Annotated in this window: 23 protein-coding genes and 3 tRNA genes; 19 read left to right on the top strand and 7 right to left on the bottom strand. The window is 61.0% G+C overall.

What is annotated here, in order from left to right; all coding sequences use genetic code 11:
- Positions 1–95: 95 nt before the first annotated feature.
- Positions 96–881, top strand: a complete 786-nt coding sequence (locus ACQZAB_RS09185; protein ID WP_428389139.1) for a phosphoribosylformylglycinamidine synthase subunit PurQ — start codon at positions 96–98, stop codon at positions 879–881.
- 106 nt (positions 882–987) lie between these two features.
- Complete coding sequence (locus tag ACQZAB_RS09180) at positions 988–2,631, top strand: methyl-accepting chemotaxis protein (protein WP_428389137.1); 1,644 nt, start codon at positions 988–990, stop codon at positions 2,629–2,631.
- Between the two features lie 8 nt (positions 2,632–2,639).
- Here the strand turns inward: ACQZAB_RS09180 and ACQZAB_RS09175 are convergent, their stop codons facing one another.
- Positions 2,640–2,930 (bottom strand): (2Fe-2S)-binding protein, encoded by a 291-nt coding sequence (locus tag ACQZAB_RS09175; protein WP_428389135.1) that lies wholly within the window; start codon positions 2,928–2,930, stop codon positions 2,640–2,642.
- A 40-nt stretch (positions 2,931–2,970) separates the two neighbouring features.
- Here ACQZAB_RS09175 and recR point away from each other — a divergent pair, with 40 nt between their 5' ends.
- Entirely contained in the window at positions 2,971–3,582 is a 612-nt protein-coding gene (gene recR, locus ACQZAB_RS09170) for a recombination mediator RecR (protein WP_428389133.1), read from the top strand.
- Between the two features lie 144 nt (positions 3,583–3,726).
- The gene (gene rpoN, locus ACQZAB_RS09165) at positions 3,727–5,280 is read left to right on the top strand and encodes an RNA polymerase factor sigma-54 (RefSeq protein ID WP_428389131.1); all 1,554 of its coding nucleotides are present in this window, start codon (positions 3,727–3,729) and stop codon (positions 5,278–5,280) included.
- 77 nt (positions 5,281–5,357) lie between these two features.
- Here rpoN and ACQZAB_RS09160 read toward each other — a convergent pair whose 3' ends face one another.
- The gene (locus tag ACQZAB_RS09160) at positions 5,358–6,062 is read right to left on the bottom strand and encodes a carbonic anhydrase family protein (RefSeq protein ID WP_428389127.1); all 705 of its coding nucleotides are present in this window, start codon (positions 6,060–6,062) and stop codon (positions 5,358–5,360) included.
- Positions 6,063–6,255: 193 nt separating this feature from the next.
- Between ACQZAB_RS09160 and ACQZAB_RS09155 the strand changes: the two genes are divergently transcribed.
- Both ACQZAB_RS09155 and ACQZAB_RS09150 read left to right on the top strand, forming a co-directional pair.
- Positions 6,256–8,058: a family 10 glycosylhydrolase gene (locus ACQZAB_RS09155; RefSeq protein ID WP_428389125.1), complete on the top strand. Its 1,803-nt coding sequence runs from the start codon at positions 6,256–6,258 to the stop codon at positions 8,056–8,058.
- Positions 8,036–8,109: transfer RNA gene (locus tag ACQZAB_RS09150), tRNA-Arg, on the top strand. Before ACQZAB_RS09155 ends, ACQZAB_RS09150 begins: the two co-directional genes overlap by 23 nt.
- Positions 8,110–8,230: 121 nt before the next feature.
- On the opposite strand, the gene ACQZAB_RS09145 is transcribed toward ACQZAB_RS09150, so the two are convergent.
- A complete protein-coding gene (locus ACQZAB_RS09145; protein ID WP_428389123.1) occupies positions 8,231–8,932 on the bottom strand; it encodes an FkbM family methyltransferase in 702 nt (233 codons plus the stop codon).
- 505 nt (positions 8,933–9,437) lie between these two features.
- Here ACQZAB_RS09145 and ACQZAB_RS09140 point away from each other — a divergent pair.
- The 3 genes from ACQZAB_RS09140 (at position 9,438) to ACQZAB_RS09130 (ending at position 14,109) form a co-directional block, all read left to right on the top strand.
- Entirely contained in the window at positions 9,438–10,274 is an 837-nt protein-coding gene (locus ACQZAB_RS09140) for a hypothetical protein (protein ID WP_428389121.1), read from the top strand.
- A 472-nt stretch (positions 10,275–10,746) separates the two neighbouring features.
- Positions 10,747–13,581: an EAL domain-containing protein gene (locus ACQZAB_RS09135; RefSeq protein ID WP_428389119.1), complete on the top strand. Its 2,835-nt coding sequence runs from the start codon at positions 10,747–10,749 to the stop codon at positions 13,579–13,581.
- Positions 13,582–13,656: 75 nt separating this feature from the next.
- Positions 13,657–14,109, top strand: coding sequence for a Dps family protein (locus tag ACQZAB_RS09130; RefSeq protein ID WP_428389117.1), 453 nt, complete (start codon positions 13,657–13,659; stop codon positions 14,107–14,109).
- A gap of 29 nt (positions 14,110–14,138) precedes the next feature.
- Here the strand turns inward: ACQZAB_RS09130 and ACQZAB_RS09125 are convergent, their stop codons facing one another.
- The gene (locus tag ACQZAB_RS09125; RefSeq protein WP_428389115.1) at positions 14,139–14,540 is read right to left on the bottom strand and encodes a hypothetical protein; all 402 of its coding nucleotides are present in this window, start codon (positions 14,538–14,540) and stop codon (positions 14,139–14,141) included.
- Positions 14,541–14,674: 134 nt separating this feature from the next.
- Between ACQZAB_RS09125 and ACQZAB_RS09120 the strand changes: the two genes are divergently transcribed.
- From ACQZAB_RS09120 to ACQZAB_RS09110, 3 genes are all read left to right on the top strand, one after another.
- Positions 14,675–15,607 carry a phytanoyl-CoA dioxygenase family protein gene (locus ACQZAB_RS09120; RefSeq protein ID WP_428389113.1) on the top strand — a complete coding sequence of 311 codons (933 nt, stop codon included), beginning with the start codon at positions 14,675–14,677 and terminating at the stop codon, positions 15,605–15,607.
- 108 nt (positions 15,608–15,715) lie between these two features.
- Positions 15,716–15,988, top strand: a complete 273-nt coding sequence (locus tag ACQZAB_RS09115) for an STAS domain-containing protein (protein ID WP_428389111.1) — start codon at positions 15,716–15,718, stop codon at positions 15,986–15,988.
- A 162-nt stretch (positions 15,989–16,150) separates the two neighbouring features.
- A complete protein-coding gene (locus ACQZAB_RS09110) occupies positions 16,151–17,293 on the top strand; it encodes a glycosyltransferase (RefSeq protein ID WP_428390152.1) in 1,143 nt (380 codons plus the stop codon).
- Positions 17,294–17,321: 28 nt separating this feature from the next.
- Here ACQZAB_RS09110 and ACQZAB_RS09105 read toward each other — a convergent pair.
- Positions 17,322–17,395: transfer RNA gene (locus ACQZAB_RS09105), tRNA-Arg, on the bottom strand.
- An 81-nt stretch (positions 17,396–17,476) separates the two neighbouring features.
- On the opposite strand from ACQZAB_RS09105, the gene larE reads away from it, so the two are divergent.
- The 3 genes from larE to ACQZAB_RS09090 all read left to right on the top strand — a co-directional run bounded on the left by larE (position 17,477) and on the right by ACQZAB_RS09090 (position 20,044).
- Complete coding sequence (gene larE, locus ACQZAB_RS09100; RefSeq protein ID WP_428389109.1) at positions 17,477–18,358, top strand: ATP-dependent sacrificial sulfur transferase LarE; 882 nt, start codon at positions 17,477–17,479, stop codon at positions 18,356–18,358.
- 85 nt (positions 18,359–18,443) lie between these two features.
- Positions 18,444–18,944, top strand: a complete 501-nt coding sequence (locus ACQZAB_RS09095) for a UvrB/UvrC motif-containing protein (protein ID WP_428389107.1) — start codon at positions 18,444–18,446, stop codon at positions 18,942–18,944.
- 29 nt (positions 18,945–18,973) lie between these two features.
- Positions 18,974–20,044, top strand: a complete 1,071-nt coding sequence (locus ACQZAB_RS09090) for a protein arginine kinase (RefSeq protein WP_428389105.1) — start codon at positions 18,974–18,976, stop codon at positions 20,042–20,044.
- Here ACQZAB_RS09090 and ACQZAB_RS09085 read toward each other — a convergent pair.
- Complete coding sequence (locus ACQZAB_RS09085; RefSeq protein WP_428389103.1) at positions 20,041–20,391, bottom strand: hypothetical protein; 351 nt, start codon at positions 20,389–20,391, stop codon at positions 20,041–20,043. The two genes, ACQZAB_RS09090 and ACQZAB_RS09085, sit on opposite strands and share 4 nt — an antisense overlap.
- 77 nt (positions 20,392–20,468) lie before the next feature.
- On the bottom strand, positions 20,469–20,981 hold the full coding sequence (locus tag ACQZAB_RS09080) for a hypothetical protein (protein WP_428389101.1): 513 nt from the start codon (positions 20,979–20,981) through the stop codon (positions 20,469–20,471).
- 247 nt (positions 20,982–21,228) lie between these two features.
- Between ACQZAB_RS09080 and ACQZAB_RS09075 the strand changes: the two genes are divergently transcribed.
- The 4 genes from ACQZAB_RS09075 to ACQZAB_RS09060 all read left to right on the top strand — a co-directional run bounded on the left by ACQZAB_RS09075 (position 21,229) and on the right by ACQZAB_RS09060 (position 23,842).
- A tRNA-Gln gene (locus ACQZAB_RS09075) sits at positions 21,229–21,300 on the top strand.
- 45 nt (positions 21,301–21,345) lie between these two features.
- Entirely contained in the window at positions 21,346–22,140 is a 795-nt protein-coding gene (locus tag ACQZAB_RS09070; RefSeq protein ID WP_428389099.1) for an NTP transferase domain-containing protein, read from the top strand.
- Positions 22,137–23,120 (top strand): ribose-phosphate diphosphokinase, encoded by a 984-nt coding sequence (locus tag ACQZAB_RS09065; RefSeq protein ID WP_428389097.1) that lies wholly within the window; start codon positions 22,137–22,139, stop codon positions 23,118–23,120. The genes ACQZAB_RS09070 and ACQZAB_RS09065 overlap by 4 nt, the downstream gene beginning before the upstream one ends.
- A 77-nt stretch (positions 23,121–23,197) precedes the next feature.
- Positions 23,198–23,842 (top strand): 50S ribosomal protein L25, encoded by a 645-nt coding sequence (locus ACQZAB_RS09060; RefSeq protein WP_428389095.1) that lies wholly within the window; start codon positions 23,198–23,200, stop codon positions 23,840–23,842.
- The last annotated feature ends 87 nt before the right edge of the window (positions 23,843–23,929 follow it).

Here is a 23,929-nt window from a genome sequence, read left to right as displayed (position 1 = left end):
GGGTTGTCCGGGGGTGTTGTCGGTTGATCGGGTGGTCGGGGTTGCGGGCGTGCTGCGGGTGGTCGTTTGGGCCGGTAAGTTCGTAGACTGGGGGGATGATGACGTCTTCTGACCGCCCTGCTGCTTTGATCTTGCGTGCTCCGGGTACGAATTGTGATCGTGAGTTGGCTGAGGGTTTCCGGCTGGCGGGGGCTGAGCCGGGGTTTGTGCATCTGGATGCGTTGATCGGGGAGCCGGAGCGTCTGGCCGAGGCGGACCTGATCGGGTTTCCGGGGGGCTTTAGCTATGGGGATGACATCGCGGCGGGGCGTGTGTTTGCGGATCGGTTGCGGCGGCATCTGCATGGCCCGCTGACGGCGGCGATTGATCGTGGGGTGCCGGTGATCGGGATCTGCAATGGGTTTCAGGTGCTGGTGAAGGCGGGCTTGCTGCCTGACCCGCATGGCGGGGGTCAGTCGGTGACACTATCGGAGAACACGTCGGGGCGGTTTGTGGATCGGTGGGTGGAGATGGAGCCTGAGCCGTCGTCGGTGTGTGTGTGGACGGCGGGGCTGACGGAGCGGTTTTTGCTGCCCATTGCGCATGGCGAGGGCCGGCTGGCGTTATCGGATGAGGGGCTGTTGGGGGCGTTGGAGGCTGGCGGGCAGGTCCCGCTTCGGTATGCGGAGGATGTGAATGGTTCGGCGGGGCGGGTGGCGGGTTTGTGTGATCCAACGGGTCTGGTGCTGGGGCTGATGCCTCATCCGGAGCGGTTCACGGATGCGCTCCAGCATCCGTACTGGACGCGGATGGGAGAGGGGTTTTTATCGGAGGTGCCTGAAGGTCTTCGGATGCTTGAGAATGCGGTGGAGCGGGCCCGGGTGGGTGCGGTGACGGGTTAGATGGCTAGCCCGGCCTTGATTTGAGATGCTCGTTCGGGGTGTGGCTCAGACGAGGTTGTAACGGTCCGATGTCTTCTAGGGGTTTTTCCTGAAAGGCAGATGAACCGTGAGCTATACGTACAAGATGATGTTTCCGTTGCTGCTCGTGACGCTGACGCTGGTCACGGTGCTCGGGATCAATGGGGTGGTGCTTTATCAGCAGGAATCGAACGCCCCGTTGATCAACGTGGCGGGTCGTCAGCGGATGCTGAGTCAGCGGATGACCAAGGAGGCATTGCTGCTGGCGATCGAGACGGATGAGGTTCGTCGGTCGGCTCATCGCGCGTCGTTGGCCGGGACGACGGATTTGTTTGATCGTTCGTTGGGCGTGTTGCTCGAGGGTGGGGAGTTGGAGATCGCGGGGCAACCGGTGTTGTTCGAGGCGATTGATGATGCGGGGGCGCTTGAGAAGCTGGAGGCGGGTCGGTCGTTGTGGGTGGGCTTGACGCCTGCGATTGAGGCGCTGCTCGATCCTGCGTTGGTGGCTGGCTCTGATGCGGAGCGTGAGGCCTTGGAAGCGCTTCAGGCCGAGAATCTGGCTTTGCTGAAGCTGATGAATGAGGCGACGGTGAAGCTGCAGAAGCGAGCGACGGCGGGGATTCATCTGCTTGAGTACATGGACATCGCGGCGATCAGTGTGGGGCTGGTGATCTTCGGATTTTCGTTCTGGTACACGCGGGTGTCGCTGATTCGTCCGATTCAGCGGATCCGGAATGAGGTGATCCGGATCAGCGAGGGTGATGGGGATCTGACGAAACGGATCGCTGTGACATCTAAGGATGAGGTTGGGGAACTGAGCCAGTCGTTCAACGTGCTGATCGACAAGATTGAGCATCTGGTGGAAGCGATCGAGCAGGCGGCGGGGGATACGTACACGACGAGCAGTCAGCTTGTGGCGCAGACGTATTCGGTTGTTGAGAATCTGAAGCAACAGGGTTCGCAGACATCGCAGATTGCGGCGGCGGCGGAGGAGATGAGTGCGTCTGGGCATGAGGTGGCGGACAAGTCGGCGACGGCTCAGCAGGCGGCTTCGCAGGCGGGCAGCGAGGCGGAGAAGGGTCGAGCTGTGGTATCGGAAACCATCAACGACATGACGCAGATTGCGGAGACGGTGGGTCGTTCTTCGGAGAGCGTTGAGCGGCTGGGTGAGCTTGGGACGCAGATTGGTGAGGTCATCACGGTGATCAATGAGATCGCTGATCAGACGAACCTGCTGGCGCTGAATGCGGCTATTGAGGCGGCGCGTGCTGGTGAGCACGGCCGGGGTTTTGCGGTGGTGGCGGACGAGGTGCGGAAGCTCGCGGATCGGACGACGAAGGCCACCGAGGAGATTGGTGGGTCGATCGAGTCGATCCGACAGGGCACGGGGCTCGCGGTGACGGAGATGAATCAGGGTAAGCAGTTGGTGCAGCAGGGCGTGGGTCGCGCGTCGAACGCGGATGAGAGCCTGGCGAGCATTCTGGAGGCGAACCAGGAAGTGGATGAGCTGGTGGCGGGTATTGCGCAGGCGAGCAGTGAGCAGCGGGTGGCGAGCGACAGCGTGAGCCAGAGCATCACGAGTATTTCGACGGTGCTGACGGAGTCGATCACGGCGGCGGAAACGACGGCGGAGGGGATCGCTGCGGTGGCGGAGAAGACGAGTGAGTTGAAGACGCTGATTGAGAAGTTCAACCTTCGGACGGGTGGAACGGTGAAGGCTGAGGCGGTGTAGGGCTGAGGTTAGGCGTCGGTTTCTTCGGACGGGGTTTCGTCTCTTTCGCCGGTGGCGCGGTAGACGGTTCTTCGGCGGGCGTATTCTTCGGGTGAGAAGGGAAGGTCGGGGTTTTCGTCGCCTCGGACGGCTTGTTTGTGGAGGGATTTGAGGAAGGGGACGCACCATCCGCAGCCGGTTCCGGCCGATAGGCACTCGGAGATGAGTGAGGCGACGGGGGGCTTTTCACGTTTGCAGTAGTTGACGATTTTGCGTTGGGAGACGCGGAAGCAGAGGCAGACGTGGTCGTCGGGGTCCATGGTGTCAGCCTAGCGGGTTCTGAGGGAATAGCATGGGGGGATGAGATCGAACGAACCGGATTCTGCCTGGGCCCGACTGATTGATCGGCTGACGCGGCTGCCTGGGGTTGGCAAGCGGTCGGCGGAGCGGATGGCGTTTCACCTGATTCGGCAGCCGGCTTCGGAGACAGAGGAGCTGGCGGCGGCGTTGCGGGCGTTGGTGACGGACCTGAAGATCTGCGGTGTGTGCGGGAACCTGACGGAATCGGATCCTTGTGGGATCTGTGCGAATCCGCGACGGGATGGGTCGGTGGTGATGGTGGTGGAGCGGCCTTCGGACATTGTGGCGATCGAGCAGCTGGGGACGTATCGAGGGAGGTATCACGTGCTGCTGGGGCGGTTGGCGCCGTTGGATGGGGTGGGTGCGGGTGAGATCAATGCGACGCCTTTGCTGGAGCGGGTGAAGGCTGGTGAGATCCAGGAGGTGGTGCTGGCGACGACGCCGACGCTGGAGGGTGACGGGACGGCGTTGTATCTCATGGAGGGGCTTGAGAAGCTGGGGGTGAGGGTGACTCGGCTGGCTCGGGGGATGCCGACGGGGTCGAACTTTGCGAATGTGTCGAAGGCGGTGTTGTCGGATGCGATTCAGGGGCGGACGACGATGGGTGGGTGAGGGCCCGCGGCTTTTCTCGTAACACTATTTTTGGCATATACTTAGATAGATTTTTGGGTTTTTGGGGGATTCGGTGGCTACAAATCTCGTGCCAAAGGTGGTGTCTGTGTGACCTGGAGGGGGTTTGGGGCCGATAATGGTGGTATGAGGATTTCGACCGGCCAGCACATGCGGATTGACCAGCGGATGAAGCTGGCACCGCGGATGATCCAGTCGATGGAGATCCTGCAGATGCCGTTGGCGGCGTTGGAGGAGCGGATCGAGCAGGAGCTGGCGTCGAATCCGACGCTGGAGCTGGCGGAGCCGGGGGTGGCGGAGTTTGATGTGGAGCGGGATCGGGTGGAGCGGGAGCGTGAGGATCGGGAGGGCGAGCGGGAGCTGGTGGTGAATGAGCCGGGGGCTGAGGGTTCGGCGACGGCGGAGGCGGGGAGTGATTTTGAGCGGCTGGAGAGTCTGAGCAGTGAGTACTCGGAGTCGTGGGCGGCGAATACGCAGGGGAATGATGACTGGGCGCCGCGTCGGCCGTTCAACACGGGGGAGCGGGACGCGAAGATGGACGCGATGGCGAACACGGCGTCGCGTGGCTTGTCGTTGTATGAGCAGTTGATGGATCAGTGGCGATTGGTGGAGGCGGATCCGGAGGTGTTTTCGGCGGGTGAGTATCTGATCAGCCATATCGATGCGGACGGGTATCTGCGTACCCCCCTGCCGGAGCTGGTGGAGCAGTCGCCTGAGGAGCGGAGTGAGGCGTTGCTGCGGAAGACGCTGTTGTTGTTGCAGCGGACGCTTGATCCGGCGGGTTTGGGGGCGCGTGATCTGCGGGAGTGTTTGTTGCTACAGATCGAGGCGTTTCGGGTGAATCAGGAGCGTGATGATCCGGGGGGTGCGACGGCGCTGGATCATGCGGAGGTGCTGGTGGATGAGCACTTAGAGGATATTGAGGGGAATCGGCTGCCGAAGATCGCGAAGGAATCGGGGTTGACGCTTGATGAGATCAAGGAGGGGTTGGCGGCGCTTCGTCATTTTCATCCGCATCCGGGTCGTCAACTGGCGGATGATGGTCCGCGATCGATCACGCCTGATGCGGTGATTGAATACGACGAGGAAACGGATACGTACACGGCGACGCTGACGAACAGCCGGCTGCCGGCGCTGCAGATCAGTCCGAGTTATCAGGATCTGGCGAAGGACAGGTCGGTTGAGAAGCGGACGCGGGATTTTGTGGGGAACAATCTGCGTGAGGCGTCGTGGTTGCTGGATGCGATTCAGCAGCGGCAGAACACGTTGCTGCGGGTGATCAATGTGGTGGTGTTGGCGCAGGCGGACTTCTTTGAGCAGGGAGAGGCGGGGTTGAAGCCGCTGCCGATGACGCTGGTGGCGGATCAGTTGGGGATTCACGTGGCGACGGTGAGTCGTGCGGTGTCGGAGAAATACCTGCAGACGCCTCGGGGGATTTTTCCGTTACGGATGTTCTTCTCGGGTGGGACGGAGACGGAGGAGGGGGAGGCGATGAGCTGGACGGCGGTGCAGGCGAAGCTCAAGGAGGTGGTGGATGGGGAGGACAAGGCGAAGCCGCTGTCGGATGATGCGTTGGCGGAGGCGTTGAAGGGCCAGGGGATTGATATCGCTCGGCGGACGGTGGCGAAGTATCGGAAGCAGTTGGGGATTGCTTCGGCGCGGCAGCGGAAGCAGTTTTGAGGTCTGCCTGCCGAAGACCATAAAAAAACCGCGTCACTGGAAGGACGCGGTTTTTTCGGGTTTGATTGCAGGCCCTGTTAGTTGAGCCAGAGGATTTCGCCGTTGGCGATGTCGTAGACGCCGCCGACGATCATGAGGTCGCCGTCGTTGATGAGGTCGCGGACGACTTCGGAGCGGCTGACGATGTCGGACATGGTTTGTCTGACGTTGGCTTTGGTAACGGCGTGGACGTAGTCGGTGTTGTCGGCGGTTTTGGGGCCGTCGGTGGGGTCGGCCTGGTTGAGGGCGGGTTTGATTTCGTGGAGGAGGCTGGTGAGGTTGCCGAGTTCGACGTCGGCGATGGTGCCTTTGACGCCGCCACAGGCGGTGTGTCCGAGGACGACGACGAGGGGTGTGCCGGCGACGGCGGTGGCGAACTCCATGCTGCCGAGGATGTCGGTGTTTTCGATGTTGCCGGCGACACGGGCGACGAAGAGGTCGCCGAGACCCTGGTCGAAGATGGTTTCGACGGGGGCTCTGGAGTCGATGCAGCTGAGCACGAAGGCTTTGGGGTACTGGCCGTCGGCGGTGGCTTCGGCTTGGGCGAGATAGTCGAAGGCGGTGGACTGGCCGGCGACGAAGCGGGCGTTGCCGGCTTTGAGTTGCTGGTAGGCCTGTGCGGGGATGAGGTCGTCCTGGCGGTCTTCGGTCATCACGGTGTCGACTTGGGATGACTTGTGGAGGGACTGGCAGCCCGCGAGCAGGGTGAGGGCGAGGGCGGCGGTGAGAAAGGCTTTGTACATGTATGTTGTTCCTTGGGTGTGTCTGTGTCTGTGGAAAGGTAGGCGGGCTGGGGTGGCTAGGCGGGGATGAACCTGCGTCATTCGTCGGTCTTCTAAAAGAATGGCGTGGGTGGGAATGGGTGGTTTACTTTGGGGGTTGTTGGGGCGGGTCTGGTTGTGTTTTTTCGTGTTGAAGCGTGCTGAGAGGTCTTTTATGTCGAACCTCCGTTTGTTGTTCATGGTGTGTGTGGTTCTGGGGCTTGGGTCGCTAGTGCGGGCTGAGGTGCGCGGAACGTGGCTGACGACGACGGGGCCGGATCACATTGCTTCAGGGGCGAACACGGCTTCGGTGTTTGGGACGTTGCGGAACACGGCGAAACTGAACACGGTGTATGTGGAGTCGTGGAAGAACGGTTACACGCAGTTTCCTTCGGCGACGATGGAGGCGTTGATCGGGGTGGATCGGCGGCCGCAGCTGGGGGGGAATCGGAATCTGCTGGAGGAGACGACGATCCAGGCGCATCGTCATCAGATGGCGCATGTGGCCTGGTTTGAGTATGGGTTTTCGTCGGAGTTCGTGGGGGCGTTCGGGACGCCTGTGAACCCGTTGTCGCAGTGGGCGATGTCGAACGGGTACCTGCTTGAGGATCGGTTTGGGAATTACGGGAACAGCTCGAACGGGTTTGCGTGGATGAACCCGGCGGTGCCAGAGGTTCGGCAGTTGCTGATCGACATCACGTTGGAGGCGATCGAGCAGAACGATCTGGATGGGGTGCAGCTGGACGATCGGCTGGCGTGGCCGCGGGAGTTTGGGTGGGACGCGACGACGGCGGCGTTGTATCAAGCAGAGACGGGGCGAAGCCTGCCGTCGAACGTGAACGACAGCCATTTTCGTCAGTGGCGGGCGGCGAAGGTGTTTGCGTTTGCGACGGAGTGGTACACGGCGGTGAAGACGGCGCGGCCGGACCTGATTGTGTCGGTGAGTCCGTCGATCATGACGTTCAGTTTCACGCAGTACAACGCGAACTGGGAGAACTGGGCGGATGCGGGGTTGTTCGATGAGATTGTCCCGCAGGTGTATCGGAATTCGTTGTCGTCGTATCGCTCGACGTTGCCGACGCAGGTGAACATCATGGCGGGTGCGGATCGGACGGCGGATGGTCGGCTTGAGGACCTGGTGGTGGGGATTGCTCGGGATGTGAGTTCGGGTGCGACGGCGACGTCGGATCTGCTGGCGATGATTCAGGATGCGCGGGATGCGGGGAGTGCGGGGCATGTGCTGTGGTATTCGCGGGGCGTGCTGGAGGTGGCGGACGAGTTGGGGGCGTTTTATGCGCAGAACCCGGAGTTGGCGGAGTCGCCCAAGTTGACGGCGGGTCGGCGGCCGGCTCCGATTGTGGCGGGGCTGACGACCCCCCTGCCTGACGTGTGGACGTTCACGGTCGAGACGGAGGGTCAGTACCGGCTGGTGGTGCGTGAGGGTTCGGCGTGGTGGGAGTTGTCGTCAGATTACTACCTGGCTGGGGACTATGAGTTGCCGTTGGGTCTGGAGATTGCGCAGGTGGAGTTGCTGGCGGATCGGCGGCCGATGGCGGCGGATTTCGATGGTGACTGGGTGGTGGGTCAGTCGGATATTGATGCGTTGGCGGGTCGGTTCGGGACGGTAAATGCGGCATTCGATCTGGACGGGTCGGGGCTGATTGATGGGGATGATCTGGTCTGGCTGGTGGAGCAGGTGTGGGGGACGCGGATGGGTGATGCGAATCGTGATGGGGCGGTGGATCTGATTGATCTATCGATTCTGGCGGAGCGTTTTGGCGGTTCGGGGGTGTGGGCGGATGGGGACTTCAATGGCAGCCGGACGGTGGACCTGGCTGATCTATCGGTGTTAGCGACGTCGTTCGGTTTCGATCGTGTGAACGGGTTGGCGGTGCCGTCGCCGGGGCTGGGCGGGCTGATGCTGATGGGGCTGCTGGGCTACACTGGTGGACGTAGCGCTCGTAGCTCAGCTGGATAGAGCAGCGGACTTCTAATCCGCAGGTCGCAGGTTCGAATCCTGCCGGGCGTATTGGGGTCAATCGTTTGTGAGTACTCCAGCAACCGCGGGTATTTTCTTGGACTACTCAGGCTGGGAGGCTTATCAGCGTTGGCTGACAGCGGCTGAGCCCCGCGGGCTCACGGTATGGCAGTTAGGTTGGTTTCAGTGCGTTGTTGGCGAAGAGGACGTCGTCTTTGAATCGCTGTTTGATGGTGAAGTCTCTGAGGAACTTCACGAGCCAGAGCAGGTCTTTCTGACCTTTGTAGAGTTCTGCGTTGTTGTACTCGGTGTAGATGTATCGGATCTTCCTGAGTGTGTTTGTTGCTCCGGCGAGCACCTGGTATTCGGCTCCCTGGACATCCATCCATACCAGGTCGATGGTGTCGAGATTGACGGTGGCCATGAAGGTGTCGAGGGTTCGGGATTCGATATCGATGACAGACTCGAATTTACACCAGGGAACGATCTCTTTGTGTTTGTGGGGCTCGAGTATGGAGCCTGACAGGTCCCAGCCTTCGGCGAGTTCTCGGTGCTTGTCTGGTACGCCGTCGCTTTGGTGGAACTGGATGGTTCCGTTGCTTGCGGACAGTGCGATCTCGTGGAGCGTTACGTATTCGTTCTCGCCCAGGTTTTCTTTGAAGCGTTTGATGGCTCGGGGGTCCGGTTCGAAGCAGTGGATGACCGGGTTCTTAAACTCTTCCAGGAACCAGCGGGTGTGTGAGCCGTCGTTGCAGCCGATTTCCAAGATGACAGGGTTGTCCTTGTCGACCAGCTGCCTGAGTGCTTCTCTTGTCAGGCCGTCGCCAGAGGCTTTGGGGACGCCATGGAGCCTCACCCTGGTCTCTGCTGCCATGCGAACCAGTTCCTTCTTCATTCTTCGGAGTGCGTTCACTGGTTCTCTTCTCGGATTGGTTCTAGGGAGCAAATTTGGTTATCCGGCAGATGGTGGCGTGTCATGCCGTTGTCGGTGACCCGTCCTGGTTCTGCACAAGAGATAATGCCTGCTTTCTCGTGGATCTCCGGGTTCTTTTGGGGGTGTGCATCCTAGCGGGGTGTGACCGGGTCACCAAGAACTAGAGTGACGGTGCGTTCTCGCCAGGGCCTTGACTGCGGCTCCATTAGCAGGGCAAGCTGGATAGATTGGTCGCTGACTCGTACGAGGCTTGGCTGGATGGACGGAAGAGCGGACTGGTGGATCTCAGCGGTCCGGGCGTGCCGAATCGTGGTCGGCTTGGGTTTACCCGTATGTCTGGGTATTTCCTTGTTTCGGGATATGAGATACGGCTATGGTGATCTGTTGGCGGGTGGGTTCGTGCGTTTGGGCGGTTATCTGATTGAACTTTCAGGAGAGTAGAGACATGAAGCTTTTAGCTACTTCGGTTCTGGTGTCGCTGGCGACTGCTTCGGGGGCCATGGCTACGACGGTGGTGCGCACGCTGGATGCGAGCCCGACGACGGCGGGTGTCTGGGCCAATGGTTTCAACACGGGCAGCGGGACGGTGGGCACTGTGGATCTGACTGGTACCGGCGGCGATCTTGAGGGCAATCAGCCACTGCCCGTGGGTGCTCTGCAGTTCACGACGACCTTCGACAACAACGACCGTGCGAACGCGGTGGTTCAGGATGATTATGGTGCGCCGGGCGACGTCTTCTCGACACTGCAGATTTCCTTTGACTATCACAAGGCTTTTGTTGCGGGGGGCAATGCGTTCGCGGCGCCTTCGCTGAAGCTGGCCTTCTTTAATGGCGGTCCGCTCGATCCGTCTTCGGCGGGTGATGGCTACGGGCAGTTGATTTATGAACCGACCTGGAATCAGCCCGGGAATGAGGGTTCCAGCGTAGCTGTGCCGACGGACACGTGGACGAGCGTTTCGATTGACGGGGACTCCGGGCTGTTCTGGTGGACGGGTGGTTTCGGCCAGCCGAACACCGCGGGTGGCCCGCCGCTTCGGACGTTGAATGAGTGGTTGAGTGCGTTCAACAGTAACTCACTGGATTTTTCGTCCTCGACGCTGTTTGAGGTTGGCTTTGGTGTGGGTTCTTTCAATCAGGGTCAGCTGGGTTACGTTGATAATGTGAGCATCCGTCATGACGGGTACTCGGCTTCGTATGACTTTGAGCCCGTGCCGACGCCGACGGCGGCTTTGGCGGGGCTTGTGGGGCTGGGTCTCGTGGCTCTGCGTCGTAGGGCCTGACGTAGGCGGTGAGTGACGTTTCTTCCGCAGCAGCTGCCCGGTTGGGTGGCTGCTGTTTTTTTTAGTTGGGCGGGGGTCAGCGCGAGTCGATGGTTGGTTGCCTGGTATCTGCTGGTGCTGATGGGGGTTCAAGCGGCTGGGATAAGTGGGGTCTGATTGGCACGCGAAGGCGTGTGTTGACTTGTTAGATGCACGCAGGGAACCACGGTTGGCTGCGGTTTCAGGAGACGGCTGGCGGATCGTGGCGGGCTCTTACCTATTGTTAGGCTAGCCCGTTTGGTGGGAGTGATGGCATCGCGGGGTGTCAAAGCGGGGGGATCTGGGTGTTTCGCACGTGCCGAGGCTGTTTTGCACGTTCTAAGGGTTTCTGACATGTGATGTTTGAGATTGTCGCTGTCGATGGTCCCGGTGGATCTCGAACCTTCCCCTAATGAGAAGTGAGCATTCCGTGGCCGAAGAGACTCATGAGCGTGTGAAACAGACCGTGGCCGAGCTTGAACGTGTAGGAGGCCGGGTTGTCACGTTCGGGATGGTGGCGATGGTTGTCATCGCGATCATGGCGGTGGTTTCGCAGACCGCGCTGTACGGCCTGCTGTCCGTGGGTGAGACTGATGCCAGGCTGATCAACACGGCTGGTAAGCAGCGGATGCTCAGTCAGCGGCTTGCCTACAAGGTTTCCGAGGTGGTTGACAGTCGGGTGGCTGGCGACAGGACTGGGTTTCTTGCGTCTTCCAGGGCGTTGGCGTCTGTGGCTGCGGAAATGGATTCGAGTCTGGCGGCGCTTGGTGAACGGGCCATTGGCAGGGGCCTGGGCGGCAGGAACTCAGAGGCTGTCAATTCGCTGTACGAGTCTCTTGAGCAGGACCGTGCTGCGATGGTCGAGGGTGTCAAGAAACTGACGCGTGCCCTACGAGCTTCCACGGGTGCAGAGACAGCAAATGACGCACGTGACATCGAGAAGCTTGTCCATGAGATACATGCTGCGGCGGAGCGTTTTCTGCCGGTGATGGATGAGATCGTCGGTCTGTACGAGGAGGAGAGCAGGGCGCGGACCTGGTGGATCGGGTGCGTGTATCTGGTGATTGGGATTATCAAGCTGCTGCTGCTTTTCGCGCTCGTGCGGTTCCTGGTTTATCCGGCTTCCAAGCTTCTGCAGCGGACGGCGGCAGAGACTTCGCAAGTGATCCATCGTTTGGAGGAAGCCGAGCACGAAGCCAGTCAGCTTGCGGAATTCGCTCGTAGGTCGACCAACATGATGATCCGTACCGATGCGGAGGTGAGGATCGTGTGGGTGAATGATGGCTTCACGCGGGTGACGGGCTATCGGCTTGATGAAGTTGTCGGGCGCAAGCCTGGCGAAGTGCTTCAATGTGAGAACACCGATCCATCAACGATAGAGGCGATGCGTCGGGCGATTGATGCAGGCGAGCCCTTTCGGGGTCGTGTGCTGAATCGATCCAAGGCGGGGGAGGATTACTGGCTTGACATCGAGTTTCTGCCGGAGTTCGATCGGGCGGGTGCACTGAGCGGTTTTATCGCCGTGGAATCTGACGTGACCGAGCTGGTGGCCATGGCTGACAGGGCGCAGCACCTGGCCGAGACGCTGACAGCTGCCCATGAGCGGTTTGAGCTTGCTCTCGCCGGTTCACGGGATGCGATTTTTGACTGGGACGTAGCCGGGGAGAGTATTTACTTCGCGCCGCGTTGGACTGCGCTGCTCGGTTGTTCTGAGGCTGACCTGGGTACGACTATCGGGACGCTGCTTCAGCGTGTGGCGTCGACTGACGTTCGGCGTGTGGAAGAGGCCATCAACGCGTTTGTCAGTGGGGGTGGATCATCGATCGAGCTTGAGTTCGGTCTGATGACGGATGAGGGTGATGTGCTGTGGGTGCTTCTCAGGGCGGCGGCACGGCGAGGTGCTCATGGCGAGGCTTTGCGGGTCTCGGGGTCCGTTGCGGACATCACCCGTTTGAAAAAGACTGAAGATCGGATGCGTAGCCTTGTTCAGCAGGACCAGTTGACGGGTCTGGCGAGCCGGAGCCGGTTCATTGAGTGTCTGGAACATGCGTTGAGTCGTCGCCAGCGTACGGGCAAGCATTGCGCGGTGTTGTTTCTGGATTTTGATCGCTTCAAGGTGGTCAACGACACCCTTGGTCATGAGGTTGGTGATGGCTTGCTGCGATCGATCGCTGAGCGTCTGAGATCGAATACGCGTGAGATCGATATCCAGGCTCGTCTTGGCGGCGATGAGTTTGTGATACTGCTGGAGGGTCTTGACACGCCAGCATCTGCCAGACCGCTGGCCGACAAACTCCTCAAGCTCTGTGCCGAGCCTCACCATGTGGGGGGTCACCGGCTGGTGTCAACGGCCAGCATCGGACTGGTTACGACTGAGCGAGGCAGCAGTGGTGCCCTGGAGATGCTGCGTGATGCCGATGCGGCGATGTATCAGGCGAAGGCGGGCGGGAGGGGTTGTGTGGTTGAATTCGATGAGGGGATGTATCGCACCTCTCTGGATCGCTATGCCCTGGAACAGGATTTGCGGGAGGCGGTTGCCAAGGATCAGTTGCGGCTTTATTACCAGCCGATTGTTGATCTGCAGACGGGTCGTGTCGTGAGTGCGGAGGCGTTGATTCGGTGGACGCACCCGGAGCGGGGGGTGGTCTCGCCGGGAGAGTTCATACCGATCGCCGAAGAGTCGAACCAGATGGAGGAACTGGGCACGTGGATCTACACGGAGGCCTGCCGTCAGCTGGTGGCGTGGAAGCAGTCGGGTGTACTTCCAGAGGGTTTTGCGGTGAGCATCAACCTGTCAAAGGTGCAGCTGTTGTCGCCTGGGTTTGTGGAGCGGCTGAGTGCGTGCATCCGCGAGTGGGGGATCGCGCCGGGTGAGCTGAAGCTGGAAGTCACGGAGACGACGGTTGTGGATAACCGAGCCGGGGTGGCGGAGATTCTAAAGGAGCTTCAGGGTCTCGGCTTCACTGTGATGATGGATGATTTTGGGACGGGACATTCGTCTCTTAGCGGGCTGCACCAGCTACCGATTGACGAGCTCAAGATCGACCAGTCTTTCATTCGCTCGGCGGAGCGGAGTCGGGATCTGATCGCGATCACGACGTCGATTGTGACCCTTGCTGGACATTTGTCGCTGCGGACGGTTGGCGAGGGGATTGAGACGGCTGAGCATCTGGCTTTGTTGCAGGATTTGGGCTGCATGTACGGGCAGGGCTATTACTTCTCCAAGCCGCTGCCTGCCGAGACGTTCGCCTCGTGGGTTGCTGGTCAGGAGCGTGCCGAAGCCGCCTGAGTCCTCGGGCTGGATGACTCGATCTGGGCATGTTGTGGGGGTGGAGGTTTGTCGCTGCGAGGCTATGGTGTTGGTATGAACACAACAGCAACCGGAACGGGTGTCATCGAGGCTTTGCGTGGGGTGGTGGCGGGGAGCTATGCGCTGCTGGCGCAGACGCATCTTTGTCACTGGAACGTGCGGGGGCCGGGGTTTTTTGCGTTGCACCAGGCGTTTGAGGTGCAGTACACGGAGTTGTTTGCGGGGATCGACGAGATTGCCGAGCGGGTGAGGTCGCTAGGGGCTTTGGCGCCGGGCGGGTTGGGTTCGCTTGGGAAGATGGCGGGGATGCCTGAGCTTCATGAGGATGCAAGTGCGGATGAGATGGTGAAGCACCTGGCGGCGTGCAATGAGCAGGTGGTGTCGCTGGCGGCGAAGGCTCGTGAGGCGGCGGCGGCGGCGGACGACAAAGAGACCGAGGACATGATGATCGCGAGGATCCAGATCCATGAGAAGACGATCTGGATGTTGAAGAGTTTTCTGGGGTAGGCGGTTTTGTCCTCGGGCTGGATGAAGCGTCAGCACATTTCGATGTTGGCTGAGTCGTCTTCGATGTCGAAGGCGTAGACGTTGCAGCCGTGCTCTTTGGCGAAGAGATGGCTCATTTCGCTGATGTCTTCTGGTGCGATTTTGGTGACCTTGAATCGGATGGAGCCCTTGTCTGGGCCCTGGACGATGCCGAGGATGCCGAGTCGGTCGGCGTTGGGGGTGACATGGACGTGCTGGATGGGCAGGCGGTGGACGCCTTGGGACACGGTGATGAGTTCCTGATCGAGTTTGGCTTTGGCGATGGCGAGCATTTGGGGGTCGAAGGGTTCCTGGGTTTGAGAGGGGTTCTGTTTGTCGTCGAGCCAGAGGATGGTTCGGGTTTGATCGTTTTCGTTCCAGATGGCGGCGATGGCTTTTTTCTGCTTGCTCATGGGGGTTGATTTAACCATTTTCGGAGTTAGGGTTGAAAAGAGGTCGGCTTCATGGCTTCCTGAGGTCGGATGTTTCTGGAAAAAGGCGGACTATTTGGCTTTGTGTGATGGCCTACTTGAGCTAGGCTTTAGGCATGACTAATTACGCCAATCAGGGACCGGATGCGAGCGTGGGCTACGTGGATTCGATGGGGCTGCTGGATGATCCCGAGCGGCTTCGGGCTCGGGGGGAGGCGGATGGGTATCTGTTTTTCAGGGGGGCGTTGCCAGCGGAGCCGTTGCTCGATCTGCGTCGGGAGATGCTGGAAGTAATCGATCGGCATGGGCTGCTTCGGGGGGACGCCGAGTTGATGGAGGGCCGGGCGGACATCGAGAAGGTGGCGGCGGAGGAACCGTATGCGGGTTGTACGGAGGGGGTGTTTCTGGATATCCAGCGGATGGAGTCGTTCCATCGGATGGCTCATCATCCGGCGTTGCTGCGGATTTTTGAGGCGTTGTTTGGGACGGCGGTGTTGCCGCATCCTCGGAACATCGCGCGGGTGCTGCTGCCGGGGCCGGCGGCGCATGCGACGCCTGCGCATCAGGACTTCATTCACATTCAGGGGGCGGTGGCGACGTGGACGGCGTGGTTCCCGTTGGGTGATTGCCCGCGTGAGCTTGGGGGGTTGTCGGTGCTGGAGCGGTCGCACAAGAAGGGGGTGCTGGCGGTGTCGGAAGCAGGCGGGGCTGGCGGGTTGGAGACGGTGCTGTGTCCGGGGGAGGATCGGTGGATCGAGGATGACTTTGCGGTGGGGGATGTGCTGACGTTCCCGAGCACGACGGTGCACAAGGGGCTACCGAATCAGCTTGGGGATCGGATTCGGTTGTCGTGTGATTTTCGTTATCAGTCGGTGGAGGATGAGATCGAGCAGGCGTCGCTTCTGCCGCATCGCCAGGCGCTGACCTGGGAAGAGATTTATGCGGGCTGGGAGCGGAAGGACCTGTGTTACTACTGGGAGAAGCATTCGATGGCGATGTCGCCTTGGGATGAAGAGGTCCGGTGGCAGAAGGCTCGGATCTGCGATTGATGGCAGCGATTTTGTCGTGGGGGTGTGACTTCGGGTAGCCTTCGGGGGTCTCACCATCGCTGTCTCATTGATGGCGATCGTGGCAGAAGGGAAGGCTCTAGCGTGGAGATGACGATTCTGGATCACGGGGATGATCTGACGGTGATTGTGCTTGAGGGCACGCTTGATATTTCGGGGGTGAACGAGGTGGAGACGCGGTTCAATGTGACGATCGGTGCTCGTCATCGGGCGACGGTGGTGGACCTGTCGGGTGTGGATTTCATGGCGTCGCTGGGTATCGGGATGCTGGTTTCGGCGGCGACGGCGACGAAGAAATCGGGCAAGCCGTTTTTTCATTGCGGGGGCTCAGCCGGAAGTGGCGGAGGTGCTGGAGCGTTCTAAGCTGACGGGGCTGATGCGGCTGGTGGGCTCGGTGGAGGAGGCGGAGCTGCTGGCGAGAGAGGTCTGAGGGGTGAGTTTGGGGCTTGTTTGTGCTGCGGGGTTGGGTGATATCGGTCGATATAGGGTGGGTGGGGTCTTGCAGGGAGTGCTGTCTTGCGGATTGTGCATGTGATTCAGAATCTGGACCCGGCGTGGGGCGGGGTGCCGATGGTGGCGACGCGGGTGGCGGCGGCGCAGGCGGGGTTGGGGCATGAGGTGGTGATGGCGTGTCACGCGCCGCCTGGTGGTGTGGCGGCGGAGGAGCCTTTGCTTGCGGGGTTGCCGCATCGTGAATTGGTGACGATCGAGCGGTTCGAGCCGGTGGGGGCACTCGAGGGGTTGATGCCGGGCAAGCTGGCCGGGCGGTTGGAGGGTGTGATCACGGGGGCGGACGCGGTGCATCTGCATGGGGTGTGGGATCCGATTCTGCGGGCGGCGGCGGTGGCGGCGGATCGGGCGGGGGTGCGTTATGTGATCACGGTGCACGGGATGCTGGACCCGTGGAGTTTGTCACAGAAGCGGGCGAAAAAGCGGCTGGCGCTGGCGATGGGGTATCGGAAGATGCTGAATGGGGCGTGGTTCATCCAGGCGATGAATGAGGAAGAGAGGCGGCTGTTTGAGCCGTTGGGTTTGACCTCGGATGTGCGGCTGGTGCCGAATGGGATTTTTGTGGAGGAGCTGGAGCCTTTGCCGGCAGCGGGGACGTTTCGGCGGCTGCATCCCGGGTTGGGGGATGATCCGTTTGTGCTGTTTCTGAGTCGGCTGCATTACAAGAAGGGGCTGGATGTGCTGGCGGATGCGTTCGCGGTGGTGCATCGCGAGCGGCCGGATGTGCGTCTGGTGGTGGCGGGGCCGGAGGATGAGGCGGCGGGTCCGTTTCGGGAGCAGATCGCCAGGTATGGCTTGACGGAGCGGGTGTTGATGCCCGGGCCGGTGTATGGGGAGGCGAAGCTGGCTGCGTTTGTGGATGCGGCGTGCTTCTGTCTACCGTCGCGTCAGGAGGGGTTTTCGATCGCGATCACGGAGGCGTTGGCGCTGGGGAGTCCGGCGGTGATCACGGAGGGTTGTCACTTTGACGCGGTGGCGGAGGCGGGTGCGGGGCTGGTGACGGCTTTGGATAAGGATGCGATCGGGGCGGCGTTGCTGGAGGTGTTGGGTGATGCTGAGCGGGCGCGGGCGATGGGCGTGGCGGGGAAGGCGTTGGTGCGGCAGAACTACACCTGGCCCGGGATTGCGGAGCGGCTGGCGGCGGCTTACGTGGATTGACTCTGGCTGCGTGAAGCTGGGGAGGGAATGCACCCGAAAGGATTCGAACCTTTAACCTGCGGTTCCGTAGACCGCTGCTCTATCCAATTGAGCTACGGGTGCTTAGGCACGTTGTGGTGGTGCCGAGTCGCGGGATTGTAAGCGATGGTGTTCGGGCGTACCAGTCAGGGCTAGGATGGGGGCATGGCAGAGGTTTCATCGGTACAGGCCGGGCGAGAGGCGGGCGTGGATGCGGCTGGTTTGCTGGCGTCGCTGGAAGGGGTGGTGCGGGGGTATGTCCGGTTGCTGGTGGCTTATTCGGGTGGGATTGATTCGACGGTGGTGGCGGCGGTGGGTCGTCGGGTGTTGGGGCGGGAGGCGTGTGTGGCCGTGATCGGGGATTCGTTGTCGCTGCCTCGGCGGGAGTTGCGAGCGGCGGTGGCGTTGGCCGAGGGACTGGATCTGGAACTGGTGACGGTGGCTCCGAAGGAGCAGGAGGATGCGGGGTATCGGGCAAATGCGGGGGATCGGTGTTTCTATTGCAAGACGAATCTGTATGAGGAGTTGCAGGCACTGGCGAAGGAACGGGGGTTCGAGCGGATTGCGAATGGGACGAATATGAATGATCTGGGGGATCATCGGCCGGGTTTGAAGGCGGCGGTGGAAGCGGAGGTGGTGTTGCCTCTGGTGGAAGCGGGCCTGGACAAGGCGGGGGTGCGGGCGGTGGCTCGTCATCTGGGGCTGCCGAATGCGGACAAGCCGGCGGCGGCGTGTCTGGCGTCGCGGATTCCGTATGGGACGGAGGTGACGGTGGAGCGGCTGCGGGAGGTGGAGGCGGCGGAAGACGCGTTGGCGGATCTGGGGTTTGAGGGGTTTCGGGTGCGGCATCATGGGCAGGTGGCGCGGCTGGAGGTACCGGTTGAGCAGCTGGAGCGGCTGATGGATGAGGGGATACGGGAGCGGGTGGTGAGGGCCGTGAAAGCGGCTGGTTTTGTGTATGTGGCGGTGGATCTGGAGGGTTTTCGGTCGGGTTCGGGGAATGTGGCTTTGACGCTTGGCGGGCAGAAGGTGGGGGCCGGGGGTTAGCTTGCCAAGAATGGATAAATCGTGGCGTTGTTTGGGTTTGAGCCCTAGGATGTGGGCTAAATGGTGTTTTTGAAGCGAGGCTGTCTTGAAGCGTAAGTGTGACAAATGCGACCGGCCGGCGACGCATCACGCGGTGGAGGTGAATCAGGGTCAGAAGGTGGAGAAGCACCTTTGTGATCTGCATGCGGCGGAGGAGGGGTTGCTGGCAAAGCCGGTGGGGACGCCTATCAATGATCTGCTGACGAGCTTTGTGAAGCTGCAGGCGGAGGGTGAGGACGGGGGGACGGATGAGGTGCGGTGCAACGGGTGCGGGATGACGTTTGCCCAGTTCCGGGAGAAGCATCTGCTCGGGTGCCCGCAGTGCTACACGGATTTTGAGCATCAGCTATCGCCGCTTCTGGAGCGGGCGCATGAGGGGGGGACGCATCACATCGGGAAGGTCCCGCGTCGGGCGGGGGCGTCGGATCATCGTCAGATGCAGCTGATGCGGATGCGTCAGCGGCTGGATGACGCGGTGGCGACGGAGGATTACGAGCTGGCGGCTCGGATCCGGGATGACATCAAGCAGCTTGAGCACGAGGTTTAAGCAGTTACAGCAGGTAAGGGATTGGCGTTATGAGTCTGAGTCAGATCCCGGATCATGCGGGTGAGTGGTTGCGGGGCACGGGGCCTCACGGGGAGGTCGTGATTTCTAGTCGGATTCGGTATGCGAGGAATCTGGCGGGTTTTCCGTTTGTGCATCGGTCGAATCGTCGTCAGCAGCACGAGGTGCTTCATCTGGTGAAGGATGAGATCTCGGCGCGGCAGTTCGCGGACAACGTGATTTGGGTGGACATGCTTTCGAGTCCGTCGCTTGACCGGCAGTTGCTGGTGGAGCGGCATCTGGTGAGTCGGGAGCTGGCTTCGGAGAAGAAGGCTTACCCGCGTGGCGTGGTGATCGCGCCGGACGAGACGTTTGCGGTGATGATCAACGAGGAGGATCACATCCGGCTGCAGGTGCTGCGGTCGGGGATGCAGCTGAGTGAAGCGTTTGCGCATATTGAGCGGCTGGACAATGCGTTGGAGGGGTCGCTGGATTTTGCATATGCGAATCGGTTTGGGTACCTGACGGCGTGTCCGACGAATGTGGGGACGGGGCTGCGGGTATCGGTGATGCTGCATCTGCCGGCGCTGAAGCTGACGGGTGAGATCGAGAAGGTGCGGCGGGCGGCGCGGGACACGCATCTGGCGGTGCGGGGGTTGTTCGGCGAGGGGTCGGAGGCGTTGGGGGATCTGTATCAGGTGTCGAATCAGTCGACACTAGGCAAGACGGAGCAGGAAATCGTGTCGGACTTTGAGCACACGATTGTCCCGCAGGTGATTGCTTATGAGCAGCAGGCGCGGCAGGCGCTGCTCAAGCAGCGGCCGGCGCAGCTGGACGACAAGATTCATCGGGCGTGGGCGGTGCTGACGCATGCCCGGGTGCTGGGGACCGAGGAGGTGCTTTCGTTGCTATCGCACCTGCGGTTGGGCGTGAATCTGGGGCGTATTCAGTCGGTGGATCTGCGGACGCTGAATGAGTTGTTGTTGTTGACGCAGCCGGCGCATCTGCAGCGGCTGGTGGGTCAGCCGATGGACGCGGCGGAGCGGAAGATTGCGCGGGCGACGATGGTGCGGGAGCGGTTGGTGGGTGGGGGGAAGGGTTAGCTGGCGTTGGGTTCGGCTCGGAACTCTCTGATGAGTTTCCTGAAGTAGTCGAGCGTTGGGAGGGTTTTCTTGTGCTCCTCGAGCCAGTCTGGGATGTGTCCATCGATCTCTCGCTCGAAGTGGGATTCGAGATACTCGAGAACTCTCTCGTGATTCTTCGGAGGTCGTGGGCCCTTATCCAAGCAGACTCGGTCGCGATGGACTTTAAGGTGGTACTCGTTGCCGTCCAGATCGAAGACGTAGTGCTCTTCCTCCTCGATGTACCAAGGTTCGAGGTATTCGCAGAGCTTCTCGAGGGTTGAGAAGACCTGGATGTCTCTGCCTTCGATGATCAGGACTCGGGTCATGTGGGCTCCGAAGGCTGATGGTATTCATGCTTACTGGTTCTGTGGGTGAGCGACGTGCCCACAGCCACCCGAGGGGATTAGCTGGCGGCGACTTGGAGTTCGTTCCATTGGGTCTGGGCGAGGGTGTGCCATGGGTGGTAGAGGTTTTGGCAGTCGGATAATCGAGGTGGCGGGTAGTTTTCGGGCTCTGTGATGTAAATCCAGAGTGCGGTCACCGGGCTCTCGTATCGATCCCAGTAGCTCGCTTTATTTAACCTCTGCGAAATTCTGTCAACGAGAGCATGTGATCGATGGATGCAATCTTCGAAGCTGCACCGTTCAGCAGTGAAGGTCAACCAGAAGTAACCCAGGAGCGCTTCTAGTTTGCTCTCGTCAATAGACTCGTGATCGAACGCATAGCTGGAAAACTCAATCGTGCCCATGACTTTATGAACCCCTCTGTCCTTGGCATTGGCGAGTTCGATGATCCAGATGGGGGGTTCATCGTGTTTGAGGATCATTTGGTCGGCCCAGGTGGTCCAGTCTTGTTCGCGGGCGTAGCCGGAGGAGATGGCGGGTCGCCAGAGCTGGCGGAGGTGGTCGAGGTGCATGTGGGGAGGGTATCGGTTGCGGCCTGGAGGGGTGATTGAAGCCGGGGTGGGGGGCGGGTATGCTTGTGAGTCCTGAAGCCGGGTGTGACGTTTGGCGAGGTTGTCTCGTGAGGCGCACCCAGGGGCTGCTTGGCGGACCGGACCGCTGGCGGCTGAGCTGAGGGAAGACTCCGGGCCTCTGTGTCTGATCTTGCGGTCCTCGGATCGCTTAGGTCTGCCGAATGGGGGCTCGACAGGAGCCCCGCGATGGCCCATGGTGTAATTGGCAGCACACCAGTTTTTGGTACTGAGAGTCGGGGTTCAAGTCCCTGTGGGCCAGTTTTCGGCAGGCTCGTTTCCGGCATGACTCGGGAGCGGATCTGAGATGGCCGAGGCGAGCGGTGACAAGCGAGCGGTGGATGCGATTCTCCTGGCGGCGGGGAAGGGGACGCGGATGGGGTCTGATCTGCCGAAGGTGCTGCATGAGGTCGCTGGGCGGCCGATGATCCAGTGGGTGGTGGAGGCTTGTCAGCGGGCGGGGGTGGATCGGGTGATCGTGGTGGTGGGGTATGAGGCGGAGCGGGTGAAGGCGTCGCTGGCGGGGTTCGAGCGGGTGCATTTTGTGGAGCAGACGGAGCAGCTGGGGACGGGTCATGCGACGCAGATGGCGGCGGGGTTGTTTGATCCGTCGGAGCCGCTGGACGTGTTTGTGCTGGCTGGGGATGGGCCGCTGATCAGGGCGGAGACGCTGGAGCGGTTGCTGTCGGTGCATCGGGAAGTGGGGGCTTCGGCGTCGCTGGCGACGGCGGTGATTGAGGATCCGACGGGGTATGGTCGGATCGAGCGGGATGGCGAGGGGGCGTTTGTGGGGATTGTGGAGCAGAAGGATGCGAGCGAGGCGCAGCTGGCGATCAAGGAAGTGAATCCGAGTTACTACGGGTTCCGGTCGGACCGGTTGTTCGAGGGTCTTGGGCGGGTGCGGAACGACAACAAGCAGGGCGAGTATTACCTGACGGACGTGCCGGGGCTGCTCAAGGCGGGTGGTGAGACGGTGGCGGTGGTGGACGCGGTGCCGGCGGAGGATGTCTTGAGCATCAACACGCTGGAGCAGTTGGCGGAGGTGGACCGGATTCTGAAGGCTCGTGTGGGCGGAACAGCGGCAGGAGGTTCGGGCGTATGAGTCAGGCGGACCGTGATCACATCAAGATTTTTGCGGGCAAGGGATCGCGTGAGCTGTGCGAGCGGATCTGTCGGTACCTGAAGCTGCCGGTGGGTCAGGGCAAGACGGAGATGTTCCCGGATGGCGAGTTGATCGTGAAGATCGACGAGGACGTTCGGGGGCGGGACTGCTTTGTGGTGCAGAGCACGTCGAACCCGGTAAACACGCATCTGATGGAGTTGCTGGTTTACATCGACTGCCTGAAGCGGGCGTCGGCGAAGCGGATCACGGCGGTGATTCCGTACTTTGGGTATGCGCGGCAGGATCGGAAGGACGAGGGGCGGGTGCCGATCACGGCGAAGCTGGTGGCGAACCTGATCACGGCGGCGGGTGCGGATCGGGTGCTGACAATCGACCTGCATGCGGCACAGATCCAGGGGTTTTTCGATATTCCGGTGGATCACCTGAATGCGACGCCTGTGATCATGCAGCACCTGGAGAGCATCCGGGAAGAGATCGAACCGGTCTGTCTGGTGAGCCCGGACGTGGGGAACGTGAAGCTGGCGTCGGTTTATGCGTCGATGTTGGGCGGGGGGTTTGCGATTATTGATAAGCGTCGTCGGTCGGGGACGGAGGTGGTGTCGGCGAACATCATCGGTGATGTGGAGGGGTGCAACGTGATCATGGTCGACGACATGATCTCGACGGCCGGGACGATCTGCGAGGCGGCGAAGCTGGTGAAGGATCGCGGGGCGAAAACGATCATTGCCGCGTGTACGCATCCGGTGCTGGTGGGGTTGGCGATGGAGCGGATGCGTGATGCGCCGATCAGCAAGCTGATCGTGACGGACACGATTCCGTCGGGCCCGCGGTGTGCACCGATTCAGGACAAGCTGGTGGAGTTGTCGGTGGCGGAGTTGCTGGGTGAGACGATCCACCGGATTCACCATCATCAGTCGGTGTCGAGTCTGCTGAAGGGTCCGAACGGCACACGGCGTTAACGAATACACCTTGGAACTGGTTTTTTGAAGCACAAGAGATGCCCGGCGAGATGCTCGGGCCAGCAGGAGATCGAGTTATGTCGCATGAGATTCCCGTGATTGAGGCCGAGTTGCGCACGCATGTGGGGACGCGGTACGCGAAGCGTTTGCGTGATTCGGGGAAGATTCCCGCGGTGGTGTATGGCCATGGCGAGGCGCCGGCGCATCTGGCTATTGATGGCGCGTTGTTGCTGGATGCGGTGAAGGATCACGCGCACCTGATCGAGGTGAGCTACGACGGTAAGACGCAGGCGGCGCTCATCAAGGATCTCCAGTGGGATCACCTGAGCCGTTATCTGATTCACGCGGATCTGACGCGGGTGGATCGGAGCGAGCGTGTGGAGGTGGATGTGGAGATCAAGTTTGTGGGGTCGCCGAAGTCGCTTGAGGCGGCGGGTGCGGTTTTGGAGCAGCCGCTTCAGGCGTTGACGGTGGCGTGTCGTGCGGATGCGATTCCCGAGATGATCGAGGTATCGATCGCTGATCTGACGGAGGAGACGCCCGTCTATGCCAGCGAGGCGAAGCTGCCTGATGGCGTGGAGCTGATTACGGAAGGGGATACCGCGGTAGCAACGATCTCGATCGCCAAGGCGGTCGAGGAAGAGGAGGATCTGCCGGGCGGCGATGAGGCCGAACCGGAAGTGATCACGAAGGCGAAGGAAGATGAGGGCGGGGAGGAGTAAATCTCCGCAGCCCACAGCCCCCCTGCCCATCTTTTCTGTCCGGGCCGACACGGCTCGGCTCGCTGGGTGAGGGAACGGGTGATTGTT

This window comes from Mucisphaera sp. (assembly GCF_965279675.1).
Lineage (GTDB): Bacteria > Planctomycetota > Phycisphaerae > Phycisphaerales > Phycisphaeraceae > Mucisphaera.
Note: the sequence above shows the minus strand (reverse complement) of the source record. Positions and strands in the feature narration are given on the sequence as shown.